25 protein-coding genes and 1 pseudogene are annotated in these 22,055 nt (G+C 50.1%); 17 read left to right on the forward strand and 9 right to left on the reverse strand.

The annotated features are described in order from the left end of the window. Together JFN88_RS12325 and JFN88_RS12330 are read right to left on the reverse strand one after the other, a co-directional pair. A partial coding sequence (locus JFN88_RS12325; protein ID WP_199019599.1) for a hypothetical protein occupies nucleotides 1-274 on the reverse strand: 274 nt, incomplete at its 3' end. A 79-nt stretch (nucleotides 275-353) separates the two neighbouring features. Next, nucleotides 354-689 (reverse strand): YlbF/YmcA family competence regulator, encoded by a 336-nt coding sequence (locus JFN88_RS12330; protein WP_199019600.1) that lies wholly within the window; start codon nucleotides 687-689, stop codon nucleotides 354-356. A gap of 234 nt (nucleotides 690-923) precedes the next feature. Here JFN88_RS12330 and JFN88_RS12335 point away from each other — a divergent pair, with 234 nt between their 5' ends. The 6 genes from JFN88_RS12335 to JFN88_RS12360 are packed head-to-tail and all read left to right on the forward strand — an operon-like array spanning nucleotide 924 to nucleotide 7,699. After that, a complete protein-coding gene (locus tag JFN88_RS12335) occupies nucleotides 924-2,294 on the forward strand; it encodes a YheC/YheD family endospore coat-associated protein (protein WP_199019601.1) in 1,371 nt (456 codons plus the stop codon). A gap of 16 nt (nucleotides 2,295-2,310) precedes the next feature. Next, a complete protein-coding gene (locus tag JFN88_RS12340) occupies nucleotides 2,311-3,450 on the forward strand; it encodes a YheC/YheD family endospore coat-associated protein (protein ID WP_199019602.1) in 1,140 nt (379 codons plus the stop codon). 59 nt (nucleotides 3,451-3,509) lie between these two features. Continuing rightward, nucleotides 3,510-4,880 carry a YheC/YheD family endospore coat-associated protein gene (locus JFN88_RS12345; RefSeq protein WP_199019603.1) on the forward strand — a complete coding sequence of 457 codons (1,371 nt, stop codon included), beginning with the start codon at nucleotides 3,510-3,512 and terminating at the stop codon, nucleotides 4,878-4,880. Then, nucleotides 4,877-6,031: a YheC/YheD family endospore coat-associated protein gene (locus tag JFN88_RS12350; RefSeq protein WP_199019604.1), complete on the forward strand. Its 1,155-nt coding sequence runs from the start codon at nucleotides 4,877-4,879 to the stop codon at nucleotides 6,029-6,031. The genes JFN88_RS12345 and JFN88_RS12350 overlap by 4 nt, the downstream gene beginning before the upstream one ends. Nucleotide 6,032: 1 nt before the next feature. Further along, nucleotides 6,033-6,566 carry a GNAT family N-acetyltransferase gene (locus JFN88_RS12355; protein WP_199019605.1) on the forward strand — a complete coding sequence of 178 codons (534 nt, stop codon included), beginning with the start codon at nucleotides 6,033-6,035 and terminating at the stop codon, nucleotides 6,564-6,566. Next, on the forward strand, nucleotides 6,539-7,699 hold the full coding sequence (locus tag JFN88_RS12360) for a YheC/YheD family endospore coat-associated protein (protein ID WP_199019606.1): 1,161 nt from the start codon (nucleotides 6,539-6,541) through the stop codon (nucleotides 7,697-7,699). The genes JFN88_RS12355 and JFN88_RS12360 overlap by 28 nt, the downstream gene beginning before the upstream one ends. Nucleotides 7,700-7,803: 104 nt before the next feature. Here the strand turns inward: JFN88_RS12360 and JFN88_RS12365 are convergent, their stop codons facing one another. From JFN88_RS12365 to JFN88_RS12385, 5 genes are all read right to left on the reverse strand, one after another. Beyond that, on the reverse strand, nucleotides 7,804-8,478 hold the full coding sequence (locus JFN88_RS12365; protein ID WP_199019607.1) for an HAD family hydrolase: 675 nt from the start codon (nucleotides 8,476-8,478) through the stop codon (nucleotides 7,804-7,806). Nucleotides 8,479-8,662: 184 nt separating this feature from the next. After that, nucleotides 8,663-9,895, reverse strand: a complete 1,233-nt coding sequence (locus JFN88_RS12370) for a glycosyltransferase family 4 protein (protein WP_199019608.1) — start codon at nucleotides 9,893-9,895, stop codon at nucleotides 8,663-8,665. Nucleotides 9,896-9,920: 25 nt separating this feature from the next. Beyond that, nucleotides 9,921-10,925 carry a polysaccharide biosynthesis protein gene (locus JFN88_RS12375; protein ID WP_199019609.1) on the reverse strand — a complete coding sequence of 335 codons (1,005 nt, stop codon included), beginning with the start codon at nucleotides 10,923-10,925 and terminating at the stop codon, nucleotides 9,921-9,923. Nucleotides 10,926-10,937: 12 nt separating this feature from the next. Further along, nucleotides 10,938-11,561, reverse strand: coding sequence for a DUF1796 family putative cysteine peptidase (locus JFN88_RS12380; RefSeq protein WP_199019610.1), 624 nt, complete (start codon nucleotides 11,559-11,561; stop codon nucleotides 10,938-10,940). 40 nt (nucleotides 11,562-11,601) lie between these two features. Then, nucleotides 11,602-12,525 carry an NAD-dependent epimerase/dehydratase family protein gene (locus tag JFN88_RS12385; protein ID WP_199019611.1) on the reverse strand — a complete coding sequence of 308 codons (924 nt, stop codon included), beginning with the start codon at nucleotides 12,523-12,525 and terminating at the stop codon, nucleotides 11,602-11,604. A gap of 174 nt (nucleotides 12,526-12,699) precedes the next feature. On the opposite strand from JFN88_RS12385, the gene JFN88_RS12390 reads away from it, so the two are divergent. From JFN88_RS12390 to nagZ, 3 genes are all read left to right on the forward strand, one after another. Then, nucleotides 12,700-13,044, forward strand: coding sequence for a hypothetical protein (locus JFN88_RS12390; protein WP_199019612.1), 345 nt, complete (start codon nucleotides 12,700-12,702; stop codon nucleotides 13,042-13,044). A gap of 58 nt (nucleotides 13,045-13,102) precedes the next feature. Then, nucleotides 13,103-13,276: a hypothetical protein gene (locus JFN88_RS12395; RefSeq protein ID WP_199019613.1), complete on the forward strand. Its 174-nt coding sequence runs from the start codon at nucleotides 13,103-13,105 to the stop codon at nucleotides 13,274-13,276. Between the two features lie 281 nt (nucleotides 13,277-13,557). Further along, nucleotides 13,558-14,826, forward strand: a complete 1,269-nt coding sequence (nagZ, locus tag JFN88_RS12400) for a beta-N-acetylhexosaminidase (protein ID WP_199019614.1) — start codon at nucleotides 13,558-13,560, stop codon at nucleotides 14,824-14,826. Nucleotides 14,827-14,990: 164 nt separating this feature from the next. On the opposite strand, the gene JFN88_RS12405 is transcribed toward nagZ, so the two are convergent. Continuing rightward, nucleotides 14,991-17,732, reverse strand: coding sequence for an alpha-mannosidase (locus JFN88_RS12405; RefSeq protein WP_199019615.1), 2,742 nt, complete (start codon nucleotides 17,730-17,732; stop codon nucleotides 14,991-14,993). Between the two features lie 289 nt (nucleotides 17,733-18,021). Here JFN88_RS12405 and JFN88_RS12410 point away from each other — a divergent pair, with 289 nt between their 5' ends. The 4 genes and pseudogenes from JFN88_RS12410 to JFN88_RS12425 all read left to right on the forward strand — a co-directional run bounded on the left by JFN88_RS12410 (nucleotide 18,022) and on the right by JFN88_RS12425 (nucleotide 19,348). After that, a complete protein-coding gene (locus JFN88_RS12410) occupies nucleotides 18,022-18,252 on the forward strand; it encodes a spore coat associated protein CotJA (protein WP_332908470.1) in 231 nt (76 codons plus the stop codon). Further along, on the forward strand, nucleotides 18,245-18,508 hold the full coding sequence (locus tag JFN88_RS12415; protein WP_199019617.1) for a spore coat protein CotJB: 264 nt from the start codon (nucleotides 18,245-18,247) through the stop codon (nucleotides 18,506-18,508). The genes JFN88_RS12410 and JFN88_RS12415 overlap by 8 nt, the downstream gene beginning before the upstream one ends. 66 nt (nucleotides 18,509-18,574) lie before the next feature. Continuing rightward, nucleotides 18,575-18,772: pseudogene (locus JFN88_RS12420) on the forward strand (manganese catalase family protein); the annotation flags it as partial. 246 nt (nucleotides 18,773-19,018) lie between these two features. After that, a complete protein-coding gene (locus JFN88_RS12425; RefSeq protein ID WP_199019619.1) occupies nucleotides 19,019-19,348 on the forward strand; it encodes a hypothetical protein in 330 nt (109 codons plus the stop codon). A 39-nt stretch (nucleotides 19,349-19,387) separates the two neighbouring features. On the opposite strand, the gene JFN88_RS12430 is transcribed toward JFN88_RS12425, so the two are convergent. Next, a complete protein-coding gene (locus JFN88_RS12430) occupies nucleotides 19,388-19,594 on the reverse strand; it encodes a hypothetical protein (RefSeq protein ID WP_199019620.1) in 207 nt (68 codons plus the stop codon). 119 nt (nucleotides 19,595-19,713) lie between these two features. Here JFN88_RS12430 and JFN88_RS12435 point away from each other — a divergent pair, with 119 nt between their 5' ends. From JFN88_RS12435 to JFN88_RS12450, 4 genes are all read left to right on the forward strand, one after another. Then, nucleotides 19,714-19,926 (forward strand): hypothetical protein, encoded by a 213-nt coding sequence (locus tag JFN88_RS12435; RefSeq protein WP_199019621.1) that lies wholly within the window; start codon nucleotides 19,714-19,716, stop codon nucleotides 19,924-19,926. A gap of 278 nt (nucleotides 19,927-20,204) precedes the next feature. Further along, entirely contained in the window at nucleotides 20,205-20,807 is a 603-nt protein-coding gene (locus tag JFN88_RS12440) for a hypothetical protein (RefSeq protein ID WP_199019622.1), read from the forward strand. After that, on the forward strand, nucleotides 20,800-21,285 hold the full coding sequence (locus tag JFN88_RS12445) for a helix-turn-helix domain-containing protein (RefSeq protein WP_199019623.1): 486 nt from the start codon (nucleotides 20,800-20,802) through the stop codon (nucleotides 21,283-21,285). The genes JFN88_RS12440 and JFN88_RS12445 overlap by 8 nt, the downstream gene beginning before the upstream one ends. A gap of 12 nt (nucleotides 21,286-21,297) precedes the next feature. Continuing rightward, a complete protein-coding gene (locus JFN88_RS12450; protein WP_199019624.1) occupies nucleotides 21,298-22,035 on the forward strand; it encodes a toprim domain-containing protein in 738 nt (245 codons plus the stop codon). Nucleotides 22,036-22,055: the final 20 nt, after the last annotated feature.

Raw genomic sequence — 22,055 nt, forward strand, 5'->3', positions numbered from 1 at the left:
CACGCCGGGAGCGACTCTCCTGCTGCCTAAGCTTAAGCTGCCACATTCGCCTCTTCGCCCGCTTGATCCGCTCCAATTGCTGCCGCGTCTGTTCATCAGCGCCAAGCAAAGCATAAAGATTGGCTGCAATGACGAGCAGCGCAAAGCCGATCCATACGGCCCCGAACACGGTTGCCAGCGTCCAGGCGTCACGAAATTCGAGCTTGGGAATAGCGATAAGCACCATAATTAGAGCTAAAGCCAGATAGATGGCATGAGGAAGCTTCTTATTCACAATTGATGGCTCCTTCCAGTGCAAAAGGTTACTTTCTTCCATCATCCTATGAATCCTCGCAGCCATTTATGTGTACAACCTATTTATAAATATCTTTAAGGGCATCGGTCATAATTTTGTTGACATCGTCAAATACAGCAGCGAATCTGCGCTCGGCCTCAAATAAGCGATGAATATGCGGATTTAGGCTGATGACCTCATAAAGCTGGTTCATTGTATTCATATCGCCCTCGCTCGGCTCTTCCCCAGCCATTATCTTCTGCTGAAAACCTTCCTGCCGGGAGCGAAAGTCGTCCAGCAACTGCTTCGCATCGCTCTGCGACTCAACCGCCTGACGCGCCGCCTTCAGATCCTGTACTTCCGGGCTTTGCCCCAGTGCCTTGGCCAACTCATATGCTTTATCGTATACGTTCATTGTCGATTCCCTCCGCAACGTGATAGATCCTGTCTGCCCCACCGTTTTATTTCCTTCGATCATACCACCAAGTTCTGCTCCAGCCAAGTCATTGTCCCAACTTTGATCCCTGCACTTTTATTTATCAGCTTGCAGTGGGTCAATCACCAAGGGATAGATGTCCTCATATGATGAAGTAATTGCAAGGCTTCAACCTTCACACTCGTTACATCTGCTTGTGGAAGGAGTTCAATAATGCTCAAAACGAAAGTCGCCGTACAGGTAGTGAACCCTGGCATCCTGCCAGACGATGCTCTCATGCTTGGCGAAACTTACCTGAAACAATGGAAAATTCCCCAGGGCCAATCCATCGTCCTCAAATTCGGAGCCTACAAGCAGCAGGTTAAGGTTGTGCCGGTTCCAAAGTTTGACGGGATACGCATCAGCCAGCAGCTTGCAAGACATCTTGGTTTGCCGGGCGGCGCCAGTCTGCGCATCCAATACCGTACCTCGACAATGACGCTGTCGCTCGGTCCGCTCATTGGTGTGCTTATTAGCCGGGATTACCCGGATGCGCCGGAAAAGCCGTTTGGTTCCATCACCATGTTTTGCAAGGAATTGGTTGACGCCTGCAAAATCCAGGGCGCCCATGTCTATTTCTTCACACCCAGTCAAATCGGCAGCAGCGTCAGCTCCGTTCAAGGGTGGGTATATGAATCAGGCTGGCATAAAATGACGCTCCCTGTCCCGGATGTCATTAACAATCGTCTCACTTCGCGGAAACTGGAAAACAAGGCGAGTGTCCAGCGTCTGCTTAAGGAGGCGAAAGCCCGTCACCAGACACAGGTATTCAACGAAAAGTTTCTGGACAAATCAGAAGTATTTGATGCACTGCGTAATGACTCATCCTTGCTTCGTTATTTGCCTGAGTCGCATTTGCTGAAGAACTTCCCAACGCTCAAGACCATGTGCTCCCGCTATTCCGCCGTCTTTCTGAAACCGATTCGGGGCAGCCTGGGCAAAGGCATTATCCGAATCAAAAAGAGCGAGGGTAGCGGATACCAAGCCATGTATACGACACCGCTCGGCGCCCGCAAAGAGCAGTATCCGACTTTGACTAAGCTGTTCTCCAGCCTCTCAGGGAAAATGAAAACGGTCCGTTACCAGATTCAGCAAGGACTGCATCTAATGGATATTAACAAACGCCCTGTAGATTTCCGAGCACTTGTGCAGAAAAATGCAACCGGCGCCTGGGGACTGACTTCAATTGTCGCCCGCACCGCTGGAAGCCAACACTTCGTCTCCAATCTGGCGCGCGGGGGAACCCTCAGCACTGTCAAGGAAGCCGTAGCCAAATCAAATCTGAATGCTGCAAACAAAAAAGATGCTTCCGGCAAACTCTCGCGGGCTGCGCTGGAAATCGCTAAAGGGGTGGATAAGTACATTCCCGCCCACTTCGGCGAGCTTGGAATTGATCTGGCACTGGATACAAACGGGCGCGTCTGGCTGCTGGAGGTAAATTCCAAGCCATCCAAGAACGATAACACGCCACTGAAAAATGATCAGAAAATCAGACCCTCGGTGCGGCTGATGCTTCAATACGCCCGCCATATCTCCGGCTTCTGAATTCAAGGAGGATAACATGACCCAGCCGCAGTGGAAATTGGGGATTCATATTGCCGGGGCTGCCGTGTCCCCCCAGAATAAGCAACGTCTGCCGGAAGACAGCTTCTGCCGAGAACTTTGCCTCCTGGGGCACGAATACGGTTTTCATGTATTTGTATTTTCGCCGCTTCACTATGATTCCGATACCGGTGTGCTCCAAGGCTACCAGCTTCACGGGGATCAATGGAATTTCGGCCCCTGCCCGCTGCCGGATATTGTATATGACCGATGCTATTATCAAAGCCGGACGGAACGCATGAGAGACAAGACAGCGATGCAGGCGATGATGCTGCGTCATCCATGGGTCCGGCTTGGCTCCCAGATTCCCGGCAAGCTCGAGGTATACCGGCTGCTGCTGGGAGAACCCCGGCTGGCAGAGTTGTTACCGCGTACCGTTTCATACCGCAGCAGCAGCCAATTGCTCAGATGGCTGGAACGGGAGCCGGACGGCATCATTCTTAAGCCCGATGCCGGCATGCAAGGACGAGGCATCCTGCGCATCTGGCAAGGCCCGGGAGGATTGCAAATCCAGGGCCGCAACGCCGCAAATCGTCCGTATGCCTATTCCTTTGGACAAAAAAAACAGCCTCTCTCATCCTTTAGTCGGTTAATTGCGGGACGCTCTTATTTGCTGCAGCCTTATCTTCGTCTGACCGACGACCAGCAGCGCCCTTTTGATATCCGTGTGCTGATTCAAAAAAACGGGGCCGGACGCTGGTCGGTTACCGGCACCGCCATCCGAATCGGGGAGCCACACGTTCTGACAGCCAATTTGCACGGCGGAGGCCGTGCAGCCCCTGCAGAACCGTTTCTTCAAGCTCTGCTCGGAGCAGAAGCGACAAGCGGCATTATGGAAAAGCTGCATCAGGCCAGTTGCTCGGCTGCCCGCAGGCTGGAACAGCATTGCGGCAGGCTGCTGGAGCTGGGACTGGATTTCGGTTTGGAGGAAAGCGGCAGACTATGGCTGCTTGAAGCAAACTCCAAGCCGGGACGCTCTCTGTTTACACTGCTGGGCGAATCGGCAATCGCCAGGCTGTCACATGTCCGGCCGCTTCAGTATGCTCGGCTGCTGTGCAACCGTTCGGCCCTGTATATGCCACAAGTCGAAGCAAATTGAACTCACGCACTGATTTTAAAGAAGGGTTTTCCCGCCGAAAACTTTCAGGAGGTTCATACATGAGTTTGACGTTTTGCAACATTCATTTTTCTCAAAAGCCAAACAAAGTCGTCTATTTATCTCAGCCGCTTATTAAACAGCTTAAGCTGACGGGCAAAAAGTCCATTCATCTGAAGCTCGGAAAAGAGGTTATCGCCGCTGCGATCCGACCGATTAAAAAAACCGGCAACCATCTGTACCTTTCGTCCGGAGTACGTCAGTCCATCCGCATTCCAAAGTCAGGCAGCGTCTATGTGACCAGCTCCGGAGAAGACGAATTGCAGCTCGGTCCGCTGGTCGGAGTCCTTACCGATTCCGGGGGAGGTTCATCTCCTTTTGGCGCGCGCACCGGCTTTATCAGACAACTGCTCAAGCTAGGCGAGAAAAAGGCCTTTTTCTTCGCTTTTACACCACGGGATATCAACTGGCAAAACGAAACGGTCAATGGCCACTTTTTGAATCCCCAGGGCGGATGGTACCGCAAAATCGTCCCTCTGCCAGATGTTGTCTACAACAGACTCCCGAGCCGCAAGGCGGAGACAACATCCTCCATTCAGTCTCTGAGGGAGAGATTCATCCGCAAAAAAATTCCGTTCTTCAACTGGAGCTTCTTCAATAAATCCGATGTTTACAAATTGCTCGAAGGGGACGCGGAGGCACAGCAGCATATGCCTGAATCGGTCAATAACCCTGAACCGGAAAAAATCAAGGAACTGCTCGAGAAGCATCAGTTCGTCTACTATAAGCCGACGGCAGGGAGCCTGGGGAATGGCATTTACCGCCTCACCTACCACCCCAAACGCGGATATTTCGCTCGTTACCGCCGCAGCAACAGCAACGTGCTGCTTCGCTTCAGCAGCTTCAAAAGTCTGATGCGCATGCTGACAGCCCGGCACGGCACTTATTTGAGCCGTTATGTGATCCAGCAAGGGATTCGTCTGGTCGAAATTGACGGATGCCCGATTGATTTCCGCTTCCACATGCACAAGAACGGCAAAAATGAATGGGTTGCCGTAGGTATAGGCGCCAAAAAAGCAGGCCGTGGCAGCGTCACTACCCATATTAAAAATGGCGGCTCGCTCATGACGCCAGAGCAGGCGCTCGGGCGCACCTTTGGGCCTCGGGCCGGGGATGTGCTCGACTATGCCAAGCGTGTTGCCATCAGGCTGTGCCAAAGCATTGAACGCAATTTTCCGCATACCCTCGGCGAGCTCGGTCTGGATATTGGCATTGACAAGGATGGCGAGGTTTACATGTTCGAAGCCAATGCCAAGCCAGGACGCTCCATCTTCAAACATCCAGCTCTCAAAGAGGAAGGGCGCGCTTCTCTAAACTATATTTTAGAGCACTGCCTCTTCTTGAGCCGGTTCCGCAGGAGGGAGAATGGATGAATCTGGAGTGGGCAGATGACGGGAACAGCTTTGAGCTTCATAAAAGCAAGCCCGTTCTGGCTATATTGACCGTGGAAGACGATCTGCAGTTTTTTAGGGGCAACCGCAGCAATTTCGCAGATTTGCTACAGACCGGTAAAGAGCTGGGATTCATAACTTACGTTATAACCACCAAGGACTTGCGGCTTACAAAACCAAAAGTAAAAGGCTTTGCTTATTCTGAAGAAACCAAAACCTGGCACCAGCGTCTGTTCCCGCTGCCCGGAATTATTTACAACCGGATTCCCTTCAGAGAGGATGAAATACAGCCAGCCGTTCGCCGCAAACTGGCGGCTATTAAGCAGCATCCGGACATTCACTTGTTCAATCCCAAGTTTTTTGACAAATGGAGTCTGTTCGAGTGGCTTAAGTTGTCAAAAAATACAAAGTCTTTCATTCCAAGTACCCGGAAACTGGTGACATCAGCTGGCCTAAAGCGCATGCTGCTCAAGCATCCTTATTTGTATCTCAAGCCGATAAGCGGCAAAGCAGGGGTTGGAATTATGACCGTTCTGCTTGAACCTGAGAAAATAAAACCCTATCGTCTTAAAGTTCAATCCAAGAAAAGAAGTGTCACTTATCGCTGCTCGAGCATCAGCAGTCTGTGGGCCAAAATCAAAAAGCAAAGTGTTGGAGCATCCTATATTGCCCAGCAGGGGATCGAACTTGCTTCTTTCAATGACCGGCGTTTTGATTTGCGAGCGCTGGTACAAAAGAACAGGCTAGGGCAATGGGATCTTACTGGCATCGGAGCCCGTGTTGCGGGCTCCAGCAGCATTACAACGCATGTTCCGCGCGGCGGTTCTATTGAAGATCCGGAGAAAATGCTGGTCAGCGCTTTCGGATCGGAACAGGCACGGAAGCTGTTCGTCCGTGTAAAACAGACTGCGGTCCTGATCGCCCGGCAGATTGAACGCGGAAGCAAGTCCACGCTAGGCGAGATGTCGATGGATTTAGGCGTTGATATGGGCGGGAATGTATGGTTTTTTGAGGCCAATTCCAAGCCGATGAAATTTGATGAGCCTCACATACGGAAAAAATCCCTCGAGCGTATTTATCATTACGGCCTTTATCTGAACAAGCAAAAGCTTGGTAAAGCGGGGGGCGCTTAGCTTGAAAATCCGGCTTCTCACAAGTGAGGAATGGGCCAGAATGCGTTCTTTTATCCTCACCTTTATGGTTCGCTTCGGGGAAAAACGGCTGACATTGTCAGCCGTATCCGCTTTAAAGCAATTGCAGCCTCAACAGCTTGAAACCTGTTATGAGGGGATCAGCCCCTCCGGTTCTGCCGTAGCAGTTGCCATTGAAAAAGGCAAACTGACCGGGGTAGCAGCCGCCATCGATTACGGACAGACAGCTTGCTTGATGGCCGTCCACCCTTCATTGCGAGGACATGGTCTGGGGAGCCGTTTGCTGAAAGCCATTATGAACCACTGCGGTCGGCTGCAAGGCGAGGTAGCACTGGATAATCCGGCCAGCATCTCCGCCTGCTTCCGCAGCGGGATGAAAGCTGTGGCCCTGCTTACAGGTCCTACCGGCAAACCAACCTTGCGTTTCGAAGGCACCGCTCAGCCTGTGTATTGCCGTAGCGTCATCACAGAGGGAGAGGAGCTACGAATATGGCAAAGCCTGTCCTCGGAATTATGACCTTGTATTTGAATGATAATGGGATGCTTGAAGAGCGAGGCGTCTACCAAAAAATGATTGCAGCCGGGCGCAAATTGGGCCTAGAAGTATTTGTATTCACTCCGCAGGACGTCAATTACAGCAAAAACCGCATTTTTGGCATGTTCTACGATGTTCATAATAAGCAATGGTCCAGACGCTGGTGTTCTTTTCCACATATGATCTATGACCGCTGCCGAATCCAGCGCAGCCATCGCTTCGAGCAGTTGAAGCGATTTCGAGCCAAATACAGCAACCTCATCTTCCTTAACCGGCCAATGCGCAACAAATGGACGGTCTACAAAACACTTCATAAAGACAGCCGCTTCCGCCCGTATCTGCCCGAAACCCGGATGATGGAAAGCAGCCGGGATGTACCGGAAATGGTCTCCAAATATCCGCTTCTTTATATTAAGCCGATTAATGGGACCGGCGGCCGAGGAATTCTGCGGGTAGAGCGACTCACTGGCAGCAAAAACCGGTCCGGGCGAAAGTGGCTTATACAAGGCCGCGACCATTCCCGCCGGATTATCAGCCCAGAGAAGGTCACACTCCCATCCCTCCAAAGAAAGCTATCGAATTGGGGCATGAAAGGAACCCGTTATCTCATACAGCGAGGTATCCAACTCAAGCTGCCAAACGGACGCGTCCATGATTACCGGATGCTTGTGCAGAAAAATCACGAGGGCGAATGGGAACCTACAGGCTGTGCAGGGCGTATCGGACCCAAAGGCAGTATTACCTCCAATTTGCACGGCGGAGGAAAAGCAGCCGGAATGAAGGAATTGCTCGGACACTGGATTGGGAGCGAGGAGGATATTTCAGCCATTCAGCAAGAGGCCGAAGAAATCAGCATCGCAATCGCCAGACACCTCGAACAGTCCTACGGGCATCTGTGTGAACTGGCCCTCGATTTGGCCATTGATCAAAAAGGAAAAATCTTTCTCCTGGAGGTCAATCCGAAGCCATCGCGTGAAGTATTCGCAAGAGCTGGCGAAATGTCCACTTATCGCAATGCGATAATACGCCCTCTGGAATACGCCCTCTGGCTTTACGGCCAGAAGATACGCCGCAAGCAAAAAAGCGGGGGCGGTTCCAAATCTGCCGCAAATTAAAGCCGTTGTCTGCCTTAACAGCGAAAAGTCCGACGTTTTCAGCATTTCATTGAAAACGTCGGACTTGTTTCTTGATTTCCTCTTTCAACTCATATGTACATCTATTATGGTAAAAAGGACGACAGTTCATCAAAGCTGCTGATCAGCCGATGCGAACCCCTTAGTTCGTAATCCTCTCCAAAACCGGCATATCGGCATCCGATAACCGTTAGGCCGTTTGCTAGACCTGCCTCCACATCTGAACTTCGATCTCCTACCATCCATGCGTCTTGCAAATGGTGATCCTTCAGCAGTCTGGCCACCAGGTCAACCTTGGAGGAAGTCTCAAACTCCCCTGCACTGTACACGCCTGCAAATAAATGATGCATCTTGTGGAAAGTGGCGACCCCTTTGACATAATGCTCCAGTCCATTACTGGCTACAAAAAGCTTGATTCCACGTTGATGAAGCTTTTCAAGCGTCTCTATCACATGAGGATACAGCGTCCCGTTGCCAGCCTCAAGTTCCTCCAGTTCATACTGCAGCATTAATTCATTGGCTCTCTCATACGCGGCTGGAGATCCATCAGGCATTACCCTTTTCCAAATATCATCGAGCAGCATGCCCAGACAGGCGATTAGCCGCTCTATAGGAGGCGTATCCTTCACATACAGCCCTTCTTTGCGAAGCTGGGCGAACAGTCGCTTATGTACGATCTCAAGCAGAGTCTCTGTCTGAAAGAGCGTGCCGTCCATATCGAAAATTATCGCTTCGGGCCGCGTCAATTTGGTCTGAGTCATGATATCCTCTCCCCTTCCTTTATCTTTCATTAGCATAACGGAACAAAGATAGTGTGGCAACTTACTTGGAAGTATGTCGCTGCGTAGGCGTCGCAAGCGTAAACGGCTGTGCCGTGTAAACAGGCACAGCGTCGTTTTACGCTGAATAGAAGCCGTTGATTGCCGCTTGTCTATTGCAGACCTGTTACCTACGGTTCTTCCTTTTATGAATGGCTTGCTCATACACAGAAGTCATTCGCTGAACCATCGTACTCATCGACCAGTGACGCATCGCCCATTTATGAGCGCGAGCGCCAAGCAAGCGACGCAATTTATTGTTCTTCAGCAATTCATCAAAAGCCTGGAACAGGCTATTCGGATCTCCAACTGGCGTAAGCAGACCGGTCACCCGATGTTCGGTCATCTCCGGAAGTCCTCCGGCGTTGGTCGTAATGATGGCTAGTCCTGCAAGCTGTGCCTCAATAATCGACATCGGCTGGTTCTCAATCAGGCTGGGCAATACATAAATATCCGACTGCCCCAGCAGCGCTGGGATATCATCCCTTCTCCCCCAGAATACCACCATATCTTCCAGACCGTTCATCAGGCATTGCTGCGTCAATTCCGTTGCTTTGTCACCATCTCCGACAATCCAGCACACCCAGTCCTGCCGCACAGCTTTGAGCTGGGCAAGCGCGGCCAGCAAGTGATGCACCCCTTTCAATTCAACCAGGCGTCCCGTATAGACGATGACCTTTTTGCCAGGCGGCCGGCGAAGCTCTGAAGAGGCCTTCATGCCGTCTAAAAACTTCGGAATATCATAGCCATATTGGAACACTTTCAGGCTATCCGGTGCAACACGGAATTCCTGGGACAAATTATTTTTCATCCAGTTGTTGGCCAGTACCGTGTACTCCGCTGCCGAGCCCCCATTATGCTCCATCCAGTCAAAATATGTTCTTGCAATATGCGAAGTAGGGGTATTGAACTCATCCGTCGCGAGATGATAGCGCATCTCGTGAGCGACACACCCGTGAATCGAAGCGACCAGCGCCGTGTGCGAATGACGAATACGGTCGATCGCGACCGTGGAGAAAATATCCTGGGTATGAATCACATCATAGGATTCAATCCCTAAATAAGCAACCGCCAGCTCATAGGCGTATCGTCTGAATTCCGTATATTCGATCAGAACATGTTCATACAGCACCGGATACAAGTCAGGGCGAAGCTTGGCTTTCAACACAGGCAGCAGTGGGTCGGTATCGATTTGCCGCCCTTGATTGACAATATAAACTAGGTTGCCCGACACATCACCGTACCCCAGCAAATCTACCTCGTGCCCCAATGCTTCCAGTCCCATCTTCAACTGTTCCATATACGGCCAAACCCCGCCTAAATGGGGAACAGGCCAATAGGTTGCAAGGAGGATTTTCATAAGCTGCTCTCCTTCACACTTGATCTCATAAAGATGTCTGGCTAATCGGCAGCAGACTGCTGTCAGCCAGCATCGACCTGATTTCCGACAAGGTCATAAGCGATTGCCCGCTCACTCCCGGTGAACCGGAAGCCGAAGGACAAGAGGCATAGGATTGAAGCCGTTGCGGATGATTGCCAGCCGGCAACACGACAATATAGTGATCATCCAACAGGACCGCATGCTGACTTTCGAACGGAGAAATCAGTATCTCATGCAGCTTCTCTCCCGGTCTGCACCCAATTTCTTTCATCTCGATCCCTTGTGCTTCATAAGCCTCAATCAGCACCTGGGCCAAATCGGTAATTTTGCAAGCCGGCATTTTCAATATGAAGGTCTCCCCGCCCTGCCCCTTGCTTGCCGCGGTAAGCAGCAAGCCGCTGGCCATCTGCGGAGTCATGAAGTAGCGGATCATGTTTTTGTCTGTGATGGTGATCTGCTTGCCCTCCATGATCTGATCCCGGAACAAATGCAGCACACTGCCACTCGACCCCAGTATATTGCCGCCCCTGACATTGATAAACCGGGTATAAGAGTTTTGGCTGTTCGCATAAGTGATCAGCTTCTCGCCGATTGCCTTCGTCATACCGTAAAAATTAACCGGATCGGCAGCTTTGTCTGTCGAAATATTAATCACTTTTTTGACACCGCCTGCTATTGCCGCTTCAATAATATTTTGAGTCCCTCCTACATTGGTTTTTAATGCCTCATTCGGTTGTTCCTCACAAATATCAACATGCTTGAGTGCCGCAAGATGGAAGACATAATCTACTCTGCTGCAGACGCTCACCAGCGCCTCGCGATCCCTTACATCACCGATGCGAAACTTCAATCGGGCATCATCCAGTTCCCGCATCATAGTTACCTGGCTTGATTCATTGCGCGAGTAGACGATCACCTCTCGCGGATTCTGAAGCAGAAGCTGGCTGACAAGTTCATGGCCCCATGAACCCGTCCCTCCGGTGACCAGAATGACTGCGTTCTCGAACATGTGCTAACCTCCTTAAATTAAATGGATGCCCTGGAGCATGTATTGCCACAAATGGTTGTTGCCCTCCCACTTCTCCTCATTTGGAAGCAGAACCGCACATATCTTCTTCAGCGGCCAATCCAGCTCAACGATGGTGCTGACGGGGGCATGATTGACCAGCAGCACCCGAAAATCATGCTGCACAAGCCCTGAAAGCACCGATTCCAATTCGGCTGCCTCCTCTAGCGAGCCTTCCGTACGAACAAACAGCATTCGCTCGCTTGTCGCCGCCTTTTCCAGAAATCGTTGAATCCGACGGTCATATTTGGCTTTTACCTCCCAATAGGTACCTATATGAGATAGCGAATTGGGACCGACCTCAAAATCATGATTGGAAAAAATATTGTAGGCATCATCTGCCACACAAATATGAGTATGTTCCGCTTCACCGACTACCCGCAGGTTTGGACCCTCCATAAAGCCCGCGAACCGATTTTGCAAAAGCCGGGTGACATCCGGCAGCAGAGGCGAGCCCATCCAGTCCAGCACGCCTGCAAACGTGCGGAGATTATTTCTACTGAGCTGAATGGATGAAAGACAAAGGTCGCCCAGACTGTAAATCGCATTGTAAGTCCCTTTAATGTCCTGCAGTTTCACCCTCCATCATCTCCCTGTTTTTGTTCACTGACATCCTTTTTTATCCTCTACTGTCGTTCTGCATCGCAGCAAGATAAGCTGTGGTCAAACCTTCCTTAAGGGTATGCTCCGGCTGCCAGAGCAGCGTCTCCCTTGCGTTGCGGTTATCCAGACAGCTATGGCGGATATCCCCTTTCCGCCCAGGCTTGCGGATTCGTACAAGCTCTTTCCCATGAATCCGCCCCAGCAGATCTGCAAGCTCATTAACAGCGACACTGACAGCCGTACTGGCATGAAGAGTCTGCCCTTCCCCCCGCGTTGCCGCAGCCAGCAGGGCGGACACAATATCTCCCACGTAAATAAAATCACGGGTCTGACCGCCATCGCCATGGATGGAGACAGGCTCGCCCGATTTCAGACGTTCCAGAAATACGGCGACTACACCCCCTTCGCCTTTTGCAGTTTGGCCGGGTCCAAACACATTGCTGAAGCGCAGAACCGTATAGGGCAAGCCATAAAGCTTGCTGTAGAGCTGAATATAAGATTCGGCCGCCCATTTGGATAATCCGTAGAAGGAAATCGGACGGGCAGGGTCCTGCTCGGAAATCTGCAATTTCTCCAAATCTCCGTACACAGCCGAGGTAGAAGCAAAAACAAGCTTGCTTCCCGCTTCCCGGCATCCTTCCAGCAGATTGATCGTTCCCCTGACATTGACATCCGCATCGTAACAGGAATGTTGCAGGGATTGCTGGACATCGGTCTGAGCAGCGAGATGAAAGACAACATCAGGACGCTCGCTAGCAACAAGCTGACGCGCCTCTTCGCTTCGGATGTCGAGCTGTTGAAAATTGGCGCTCGGATGCACCTTCTTCACATTGCCGGAAGCCAGATTGTCGACAACGGTTACCTGATCACCCCGAAGGGCCAGGGCTGCTGCAAGATGGGAACCGATAAAACCGGCCCCGCCTGTGACGATAGCTCTCATGGCAATTCTCCCTTATGTTTTTTTATATCCTATGTTGGTTGGGAGATTTTGGAGTAAGATAATCGCCTGAAATGAAAGATAAATAGGTAGATAACGAGTTCTTTTAATAAAAGAAGCCATATAGTAATAACGGGAACATGAAGTATAAAATGACGATTCGAGGAGGCCGCATGAATGTCTGTCTATCGCATTGTTGCCGATGTCAATCAGCCGATTGCCAGCCCATATGTCCAGAGTTTTGATCTTATTGTGCATAATATGGGGACACGCAGCTTCGAGGCGCTGCTGGAGGTTACGGGACCCGGCGGAATCGTCTACAGGTCGCTATGCGGTTTGCAGCCTGATCCTCATGAGAAAGCAATCCATGTTTTTCAGGACGTCGCAACCTCGTACAGCCCCTTCGAGCTCAGGCTGATTAGCAATATCTTCAATGCAGGTACACTATCGCTGGAGTTGATTATAAAAAACGGGGGAGTTCTTATCGCCCGATTCTCGCATCTCGACTTTGAAATCTATTAGCAGTGGAGATGCAAATGATATTGATCAAGCCTTAGCTTGATATGAAGGAGGCGATTTTGTGAGTTTTCAAGTGACCATTGATTTGTATAACCGGATTTTTCAGCAGCAACTACCAAATCCTGAGGTTCAAGTCGATTATGAGGTCTGGACGCGCATTAACAACTCCCTGCCCGCACACTATTCACTGCCGGACAATACTATTTTTCCGGTCATTTCCCGAATTCCTGAATAAGCATAAAATGAAAACTGGCTAAATAGGGTCTGTTGGCCATTTTCCAAAATGAGCTTTCGCCTGTTTACATCTTGCTCATCGTTGGCGAAGGCTCTGTTGCAATTCATAACGCTCATCTGTGTGAAATCTATTTGTCCTGTACATAATACTGGTAGTGAACGTTGGCATCTTGATCATACAACCTGGACAAGCCTCTGCGACATTTCATACGGAGGCTTTGCTCGACTTTCATCCGTCCAGTGTATATAGTTAAATTATTGCAAAAAAAGGAGTGGCTTCATATGGGTAAAAGACTGTCGCTGTCCATCATACTGCTTGGCATGGCTGTCCTGCTTGCCAGCTGCGGCTCACCAAGTCAAGAGGGAAGAACCGAGAAGCCGCCGGTATCTGAAACAAATCAACCGCCGGCAACAACGATGGACAAGCCAGCAGATAAGCCAAAACCGCCGACTGACCCAATCAAAGAGCAAATCAGCCGGATGACCATTGAGCAAAAAATTGGCCAACTGATGCTTATTGGCCTCAACGGCACTTCCTTGCAGACTGAGGCGCGGGAGATGATCGAGAACTATCACATAGGCGGATTTATTTTATATAAATATAATATTACCGGCCCTTCTCAAGCTTTGCATTTCTTGAATGAATTAAAGGCCTCCAATGGCGGCAATCCTGTGCCGCTGTGGCTGAGTGTGGATCAGGAAGGCGGCAAGGTAAGCCGAATGCCGGAGGAATTCGTGAAGATTCCGTCCGCCCGCTCGGTAGGCCGGATCGAGAATACTGACTATGCCCATGGCATTGGGCAAGCCCTTGGCAATCTGCTTCAGAAGCTCGGCTTCAATATGGATTTCGCCCCGGTCCTGGATATCGACAGCAATCCGAACAATCCGGTCATCGGCGACCGTTCTTATGGACGCAAGCCGCAGCAGGTCGTAAGCAATGGCATTGCCGTGATGAAAGGCTTGCAATCCAAAGATATAGCAGCAGTTGTCAAGCATTTCCCGGGACATGGCGATACCTCCGTCGACTCTCATCTTGATTTGCCAGTCGTAAACAAATCGCTGGAGGAACTGCAAAGCTTTGAGCTGCTGCCCTTTGAGGAGGCGATAAAGCAAGGGGCTGACGCGATTATGGTTGCCCATCTGCTCATCCCTGCGCTGGACATGGATTATCCTGCTTCTATATCCAAGCCTGTCATTTCCGGGCTGCTGCGGGAGAAGCTCGGTTATGACGGAGTCGTGATTACTGATGACATGATGATGGGCGGCATTACGAAGCATTATGGGCTGGCGGAAGCTGCGGTGCGGTCCATTCAGGCAGGCAGCGATATCTTGCTGATTGGTCATGATTACAAACAGCAGAAGGCCGTGCTTCAGGCACTGCTTAAGAGTGTAGCCGACAAGACACTGACAGAAGAGAGAATCGATCAGAGTGTGTACCGGATCTTGAAATTGAAGAGCAAATATCATTTGGAGGACAAGCAGCTTGACAGCGTGGATGTGAAAGCGGTGAATAGGGAGATTCAATCTGCTCTGAATGCAGGGAAGAAATAATGGGTTTAATTCTGGCTTTGGGATAACAAAAAAACGTTGCCTCTCTTCAGAGAAACAACGTTTTTTTTGTTGATCAAGCTTGTCATCTGAGGCGGTCCGGCAGCCGGGCAGCCGTCAGTTGCCCTACTCGCCCGCTGCGGACTGCCGCAGATCGATGCAAAAAATCAGCCGCGACTAATACCAACCGTCACAATTTCACACGGACCAACCGGAAGCTGGTAGACAGGCAGCGCGCTATCTGCCAGCGCATCGCCTTTCTCTTCCAGCACATTGCTGCGGTAAGCCAGGCCAAGTACAGGCGCGGCAGAGCCGGTAACAAGCTTAAGCTCGGTCTGTTCCGGCTTCATGTTGTACCAGCGAAGCAGATAGTCGCCGGATTGCTCGTTCACCTTCAGCGACGAGAAGGCAACCGACTCGCCTGTCCAATCGAACATTGCGCTGGCCGGAGCAAGCTTGCCTTCGTGAACAGCGGTCTGGCTAGCTGTCCATGGCACCTGGAACTGATAAGCAGCAGCATAAGCGCCGGAAGCAGCACCGTCTCCGTTATGCGGCAAAATCAACAGACTGAAGCTATGCTCGCCCAGACATTGAGCCTCCGGTGTCGGGAACACGCCCCAGTCGCCCATTTCGGCAACAGCGCGAAGCAGGGTAACGGCAATTGTATTGCGCCCGTCACGCAGTACTTCATACTCATTCAGGCCAAGGTTGGCAACCGTCAGCCCTGCCTGATTGCTGCTGACATCGACGAATGCCTGCTGATGCTGGGCATTGCTCGGATTGACCCATTCGACAGCAGGGACATTATCCCGCTTGGCGATTTCGAAGATGGAGTCCACATGGTGTACCGTTGCCTCAAGATCCGTAGGGAACAGGGCGCGGACACGATGATCCTTGGCCTGGTTGTTGAATGTGGATTTCCACTCAAGGCCCTGGCCTTCTCGGGTCACGGCAATTACAGTGCGAATTGTCAGAGGCACCATCTCGGCTACACGCTGGGCTTTCCGGCCACGGAATCTGGTAGCTTCGCGCTTCTCCACTTCGAACAGCTCATCGGCAGAAGCCGGGACTTCCCACTCATGCACAATTTCAATAGCGGCACGGTACGGATTGTCCTCCTGAATGCGAATGCTGGCCTTCAGTCCCTTCGTCGTCAGCGCCTGTTCGCCGTCCGGCTGTCTGTACATATATTCGTTGCCGATATCACCCGTATTCTCGTAGACGCCAAGATCACGGTACACATAGCCTGTGCGCTTGTCCGTCAAGCTGAATGAACCGTCCGCGGCAACCTCGACGCGGAGGTGGTCATTCTCCAGCGCTTGCGGGCCGGCAATCAGCGAAGCTGGAGCTTCCAGCGCTGGGCTTGCATTCCGCACCAAGGCATATGCGGCGAGGCCGAGGGCCGGCGCCTGCTTGACCTCGAAGGTCAGGCGTACTCTGCGGCTCATATACGGTTGACGGAACTTGTCATCCGGCAGCTCATACCCGAAGTGCAGTCCAAGATCGACAGCCGTATGCGGGATAACTGTACCTTCATGATTGACAAGTGTCCAACCTGTCACATCAACGGCGTACATCCGTTGACTCATCTCGTCACGCTTCAAACCTTCGCGGTAGTAAATGCGCTCAACATCGATCTCCACCTCTACGATTCCGCTGCGGGTCCAGCCTGTCGTATTATAGACGACAAACGGCACCGCATCCTCGCCGTACTGCCGGAATACCGTTGTATCCACTTCGTCAGCAATGACCGCCTTGACTTCGTCGATGATCGCTTCCGCTACGTGACGGCTCTTGTCGAAGCGGGTGATCATCTCGCGATGAACCTCATCAACGCTGCAGCCGCAAATGCTGTCATGCGGATGGTTCTGCATCAGGGTCTTCCACGCATACGTAAACAAATGATGGGGATATTCATGCCCGAGCGAATAAGCAAATGCTGCAAGCGGCTCGGCAATCTTCTCCAGCATGGCTTGGCCAAGCTGGTTCATTTGTTTCAGATAAACGCGGGCAGATGCGGTGTTAACAAGTGTCCCCCAACCGTCCGTCCGTTGACTGCGAAGCTCTCCTTTGACAACAGACAACTCTTGGTTAAGCGTTTTCCTAAGCGCACTTAAATAATCCGCGAAGTTTGAGTGAATGAATTCGGTATCCGGGTATAGCTTACGGGCTACTTCTATCGCAGTTGGCAGATCCTGCTGGATTGGCTGGTGGTCACAGCCGTTCATGAACAGCAGCTCTCCGGTTCCCGCATATTTTTCTGCATCCGCCAGCTTGCGCGCCCAAAACTCCGCCGCTTCCGCCTCGTCAGTCGGTACCTCATTGCCGTTGCAGTACCAGTTCGCAAACAAAATTCCCAATACGCGAGAGCCGTCCGGCCCTTCCCAGATGAGTTCCGAAAAAGATGATTCATACTCGGAATCAGAAACCGTATTGTTGAATCCGGTCGGCTTCACGCCTCTGCCGAACACTGCATTATCAATACCGGCTTGACGCATAATTTGCGGAGCCTGGCCAATATTGCCGAATGTATCCGGGAAATAGCCGATCTTGGCAATGGTCCCGTAGCGGCTGGCGTCCTGGTGGCCAATCTGCAAATTGCGGATATTCGCTTCGCTGCTCGTCAGGAACGCGTCCTGCAATATATACCACGGTCCGATTACAATGCGGCCTTCTCTAATGTAATGCTCAAGCCGATCCTTGTTCTCAGGTCGTACCTGAAGATAGTCTTCCAGAATGATCGTTTGACCATCGAGGTAAAAGCTCTTGAAGCCCGGATCGCTATCCAGCTTGTACAAGAGTGTATCCACCAGCTTTACCAGCAGTACATGATGCTTTTCATAAGGCAAATACCATTCACGGTCCCAGTGGGTATGGGAAATGATATGAGCCGTTCTTTTTTTAGTCATTGTTCTGAACACCTCTTTTGTCAAAGTTCGCGGGCTTGCTTTAATTTCCGCCTGATCCAGGTAGTGCACCGGTAAAACATACGCATATGGATAGAGCATCAATCTGGAAGTCGGTCCATCGCCATCAAATAGATATTGTTGACGCTCGGTACAATGACTTTCCAAGTCCATTGTACAGCAACTACTTCGCCTGTTGCAAAGAAATATTTAGGCAATGTGGATAGGCACATGTCATATACTGGGCTATAAAGTGCCTTTGGAATGGACATCTGAAGAGGAGGAAAATGTTGTGGGAGAGAATCAGGTGAGAGAATGGCGCCCGTTCATTGGTCCGTTCGACCCTTGTCCGCCTATACGGGTCAAAACATATGTCGTTCCCCCGAATCAATTTATTACGTTTCAGCCGATGAATTTGCCGCAATTTTCGCCGGCTGAGGCGCTGCGTCTCGGTACGCTATGGCCAGCCCTGTACAGCAGCTACACTTCAAAGCGCAGAGGCGAGGTGATTCCGGATGAGTGAAGTTCTCACAGAAGATTATTATAGAAAGCTGGAGGAACTGCAACAGCTTGATTTTGTGCTTGTCGAGCTGACGCTTTATCTGGATACACATCCCAATGATATGCAGGCGCTCCAACAGTTCAACAAGACAGCCCAGCAAAGACAGCAATGCGCCTACCACTTCGAGATGGAATACGGCCCGCTGCTTCAATTCGGACACAGCTATTCCCGGTATCCGTGGCAATGGTCCCAGACGCCATGGCCTTGGCAAGTGTAACACATACCTAAGTAACAGATACCCAAAATAAGCGGAGCAAGCGGCCGCTAGTGTGGAGGCGACGACATGTGGATCTATGACAAAAAGCTTCAATACCCGGTGAGGGTCAGCAAATGCGACCCGCGCATGGCCAAGTTTTTGATGGAGCAATATGGCGGGGCCGATGGCGAGCTCGCCGCTGCGCTCCGCTATTTGAATCAGCGCTACTCAATTCCAGATAAAGTGATCGGATTACTTACAGATATTGGAACTGAGGAATTAGCGCCAATACTTTGTGGGTGATATGATGAAATTATTTAAGACGGAAATGCAGAAATAGATTATAATGTAATTGGCTATTTATCGGAATGGAGCGTTGCGACTGTGATCCCCCTCAACTGCATTTCGCACCTCCAATTTAACCTAAAGTTTACCACCTGTATTAGCTCATATTCCCAAGCGCTTGGGAATATGAGCTACAGCAAATACCGCAGCCGATGCGGAATTATATTGTTTGGAGGTTTTTTTATAATGGTTAGAATTTTTAAATGGCTTGCAGTAATAACCCTAATTTTTGCTATTATGGCGGGCATTTTATCGGGTTACTTATCAACCGAGACGCCCAAGTATTCGTTCGAGAGCAGGGATTTTTCGTGGTTGTCCGCTATAAATTGGTGGGTTTTGGGTGTGATTTCCGCAATATTTATTTTTGGATTTGCTCGTATCTTGGAGTGCCTGGAATCCATAACGAGCATTCTAAAAAAAACGGAAGTTGACACCACCAGTCAATCTCTAGGTAATGCCGGAACAAAACTTAGTAAACTAAGTGGATATACGATGTCGTCACCTTCTAGGGATTAAACAGGCTTGCGAATATGGGCCAACAAAAAAAGACCTGCATCACTGCGGGTCTTTTTTTTCGTCTCGTTTAATTTTTTCTTCCAGCGCTGCGGTTATGAATTCGTTTAAACTCATTCCCGAAGCTCTTGCCGCGTCCTCGTATACGGCCTTCTTGCCTTTTGGCACATATGGATACAACCGATCATATGCGCCTGCATTATACTTATTCTTTGCCCGCGTAGAGGACATCCCTTTTTTCTCATCCATCGTATCATCTCCTTTCTTTTAAAAATATCACAAATTATATACTCACGCAAGTATAAAAACTATTGACAATATACTCACGTGAGTATATAATTAAAGTATAGAGAGGAGGTGAACAACGGATGGACAAGCAAACGATTCGAGCTTTCGAAAAAATGCAAAAAAGAGAACACCTCTTGCGAGTGCTGCGTGACCAGATGGGTCTAAGCCGCATTACGCGAGAGGCGTTCCGAGAAGAATCTACAAAGGTCATCGAGAGATACCAACTCTCAGATGACGAGCAACGCGCTTACGACCGATACGCCGCTATACAGCAGCAACGTAAACGCAAATAGTCTTATGGAGGGAGTTAGCCGCTCCCTCCTTCATATTAACACAAAATGAGGTGAATTGTCATTAAAAGGCTTCGCAACCTCGACTACGCCGTATACGGCAAAGTAATCGTCCCTATGATCTTGTTTGACGTCACAACCATGTTTCATCTTTATGACGATAGCGAGGCTGGCAAGTGTCGCATCGTTTCGAAAATAAAAAAAATGCATTGACGCCCGATATCGGGCATGTTATACTTAACTCAAGAAGCCCGATAACGGGCATTGTGGAGGGGTTAATAATGAAAAAAGAACTATTCAAAGAAGTTCCTTTCGGAAAAGGTATTGCAAAAATTACCGTCACAGCTTTTGTAGAGGCTGTTGATTTGGATGGTCAGTTGACCGGTAATTCCAAAGTCATCACTACATCCAACGTCGAGATTGTAAGTGGTGACGGAAAGTTGCTCGAAAGGAGAGCTAGTTTCGCTAATATTCTAACGTATGACGAGGGGTCTTGCACGCTTTACGAAAAATTCAACTTGGATACAACTAAAGAGTATACAAGAGTCGGGGATAGGGTGTTGACAATTGGCGGCGAAGCAGGCCGCGCCATCAACAATGCAATTGAAGAAATGAAAGCAGAATTGTTGAAATCATTTGGCAAAAAAACAGATGCTGAAAAGCAGAAGGAAGAAGCTATTGCAGAAGCGAAGGAAGTTGTACAGCAAGCCCAAAAAGAAGGAATTGAAAGCTTGATGACGAAGCAGGAAATAAAGGCTTGGAGACACAGGTTCAACCTGTTATACAATGAGGGTGGCGAGGGCTACATACCCTCAAGGGTAAGTCGTGAGGAATACGAAAAATCACTCGCCATCCTAAAGGAAAGCGGTGAATATCATGAATAGAGATGTTGCTTTTGGCAGGATACTGGCTATTGCAAATGTAATAAGTGAACGCGTTTTCGAAAAAGGAAAACCTTCAGTTTCGCAAAAGTATTTTGATCGCTACAAAAAGAATCCGTATGCGACATTCACAAAAATTCATACCGAACTTATGGGCTATGCTCATAAGTTCGGAGAGAACGAGCTTCGGTTAATGGACATGTTTGGGGAAATCCTCTCTGGCATCCAGCCTGGAGACATGGAGGCAAAGGATTTAAAACCGGCATTTCTTCAAGGGTTTTACTCTCAGCAAGACGCCCTGAAGAACATCATGGGCACCGATGAAGCGGCAGAGCTTTGGGGGTATACCCCCGACCATATAAAAAGATTATGTCGCGAAGGAAAGATAAAATGCGTCATGATTGGAAAAACTTGGGTCGTGGATCGGAACCAGCCGAGTCCGCGCGGCGCGGGTAATCAAGTCTCGTATGATAACAACTAAGGGGGAATAATTATGGCAAAAGCAATTGCCAAATGTACATGTCAAGATTGTGGCGAGGAATTTATAAAAACCGCGATAAAGCGGAACCGAAAGGAAGCAGATAGCTGGGAGGAGTGGACAGTTGCTAATTCAAAGCAATGCCCGAAGTGCTGGGGTGCTGCCCAACGCGCCGCTGAGGCTGCTGCCCCGCTTACGCTAGTGGTCGATTGCGATCCATACGGGCAGCGGATCGTTCTCCAATTCAAAGGAGGAACGGAGGGCTTAAAGGAAGAGATAAGGGCGCTTGGTTACAGATGGGGAGAACTTCCACCAATAGGAACCTTCGGGTTGCTATCTACAAGTAGGCCACCGCTTGCTTGGCATCGCATCATCGAACTCGATCAACTGCAAACTGAGTTGGACAAGGTTGCTGGTTTGCAGCCTGAGTTAAAAAACAATATGACGGACCTCGACGTTGCGTTTTACCGGGAGATTAAGACCCGGAATGACGCACAGAAGACAGCGGAAGAAGCCAAAAAGTCGGAGATTGATGCTCAGAAATCCGCTGTCCCTCGACCGAAAGTTCCCCCGAAACTTGCGGGGACAACGTGGAATCAGAAGATATATGGCAAACAGGGCCGATACCGCATCTACCCAGACGGGGTAGAAGTGAATCTTACTGATGCCGAAGCTGATGAGGTGCGTGAGTTCCTTGCAGCGAAAGCTGCGTACAAGAAAAAAATAGAGGAAATAGAGGGAAATTATAAATAAACTCTCATATCCTCTAATGT

This window comes from Paenibacillus roseus, from assembly GCF_016424485.1.
Classification (GTDB): domain Bacteria; phylum Bacillota; class Bacilli; order Paenibacillales; family Paenibacillaceae; genus Paenibacillus_D; species Paenibacillus_D roseus.

Bases quoted from the DNA above. Each gene is read 5' to 3' on its own strand.
- JFN88_RS12345 (WP_199019603.1), top strand. From the start codon at position 3,510: ATGAGTTTGACGTTTTGCAACATTCATTTTTCTCAAAAGCCAAACAAA.
- JFN88_RS12415 (WP_199019617.1), top strand. From the start codon at position 18,245: ATGAGTGAAGTTCTCACAGAAGATTATTATAGAAAGCTGGAGGAACTG.
- JFN88_RS12370 (WP_199019608.1), bottom strand. From the start codon at position 9,895: ATGAAAATCCTCCTTGCAACCTATTGGCCTGTTCCCCATTTAGGCGGG.
- JFN88_RS12350 (WP_199019604.1), top strand. From the start codon at position 4,877: ATGAATCTGGAGTGGGCAGATGACGGGAACAGCTTTGAGCTTCATAAA.
- JFN88_RS12330 (WP_199019600.1), bottom strand. From the start codon at position 689: ATGAACGTATACGATAAAGCATATGAGTTGGCCAAGGCACTGGGGCAA.
- JFN88_RS12430 (WP_199019620.1), bottom strand. From the start codon at position 19,594: ATGGATGAGAAAAAAGGGATGTCCTCTACGCGGGCAAAGAATAAGTAT.
- JFN88_RS12440 (WP_199019622.1), top strand. From the start codon at position 20,205: ATGAAAAAAGAACTATTCAAAGAAGTTCCTTTCGGAAAAGGTATTGCA.
- JFN88_RS12375 (WP_199019609.1), bottom strand. From the start codon at position 10,925: ATGTTCGAGAACGCAGTCATTCTGGTCACCGGAGGGACGGGTTCATGG.
- nagZ (WP_199019614.1), top strand. From the start codon at position 13,558: ATGGGTAAAAGACTGTCGCTGTCCATCATACTGCTTGGCATGGCTGTC.
- JFN88_RS12360 (WP_199019606.1), top strand. From the start codon at position 6,539: ATGGCAAAGCCTGTCCTCGGAATTATGACCTTGTATTTGAATGATAAT.
- JFN88_RS12445 (WP_199019623.1), top strand. From the start codon at position 20,800: ATGAATAGAGATGTTGCTTTTGGCAGGATACTGGCTATTGCAAATGTA.
- JFN88_RS12335 (WP_199019601.1), top strand. From the start codon at position 924: ATGCTCAAAACGAAAGTCGCCGTACAGGTAGTGAACCCTGGCATCCTG.
- JFN88_RS12425 (WP_199019619.1), top strand. From the start codon at position 19,019: ATGGTTAGAATTTTTAAATGGCTTGCAGTAATAACCCTAATTTTTGCT.
- JFN88_RS12365 (WP_199019607.1), bottom strand. From the start codon at position 8,478: ATGACTCAGACCAAATTGACGCGGCCCGAAGCGATAATTTTCGATATG.
- JFN88_RS12450 (WP_199019624.1), top strand. From the start codon at position 21,298: ATGGCAAAAGCAATTGCCAAATGTACATGTCAAGATTGTGGCGAGGAA.
- JFN88_RS12390 (WP_199019612.1), top strand. From the start codon at position 12,700: ATGTCTGTCTATCGCATTGTTGCCGATGTCAATCAGCCGATTGCCAGC.
- JFN88_RS12435 (WP_199019621.1), top strand. From the start codon at position 19,714: ATGGACAAGCAAACGATTCGAGCTTTCGAAAAAATGCAAAAAAGAGAA.
- JFN88_RS12340 (WP_199019602.1), top strand. From the start codon at position 2,311: ATGACCCAGCCGCAGTGGAAATTGGGGATTCATATTGCCGGGGCTGCC.
- JFN88_RS12385 (WP_199019611.1), bottom strand. From the start codon at position 12,525: ATGAGAGCTATCGTCACAGGCGGGGCCGGTTTTATCGGTTCCCATCTT.
- JFN88_RS12405 (WP_199019615.1), bottom strand. From the start codon at position 17,732: ATGACTAAAAAAAGAACGGCTCATATCATTTCCCATACCCACTGGGAC.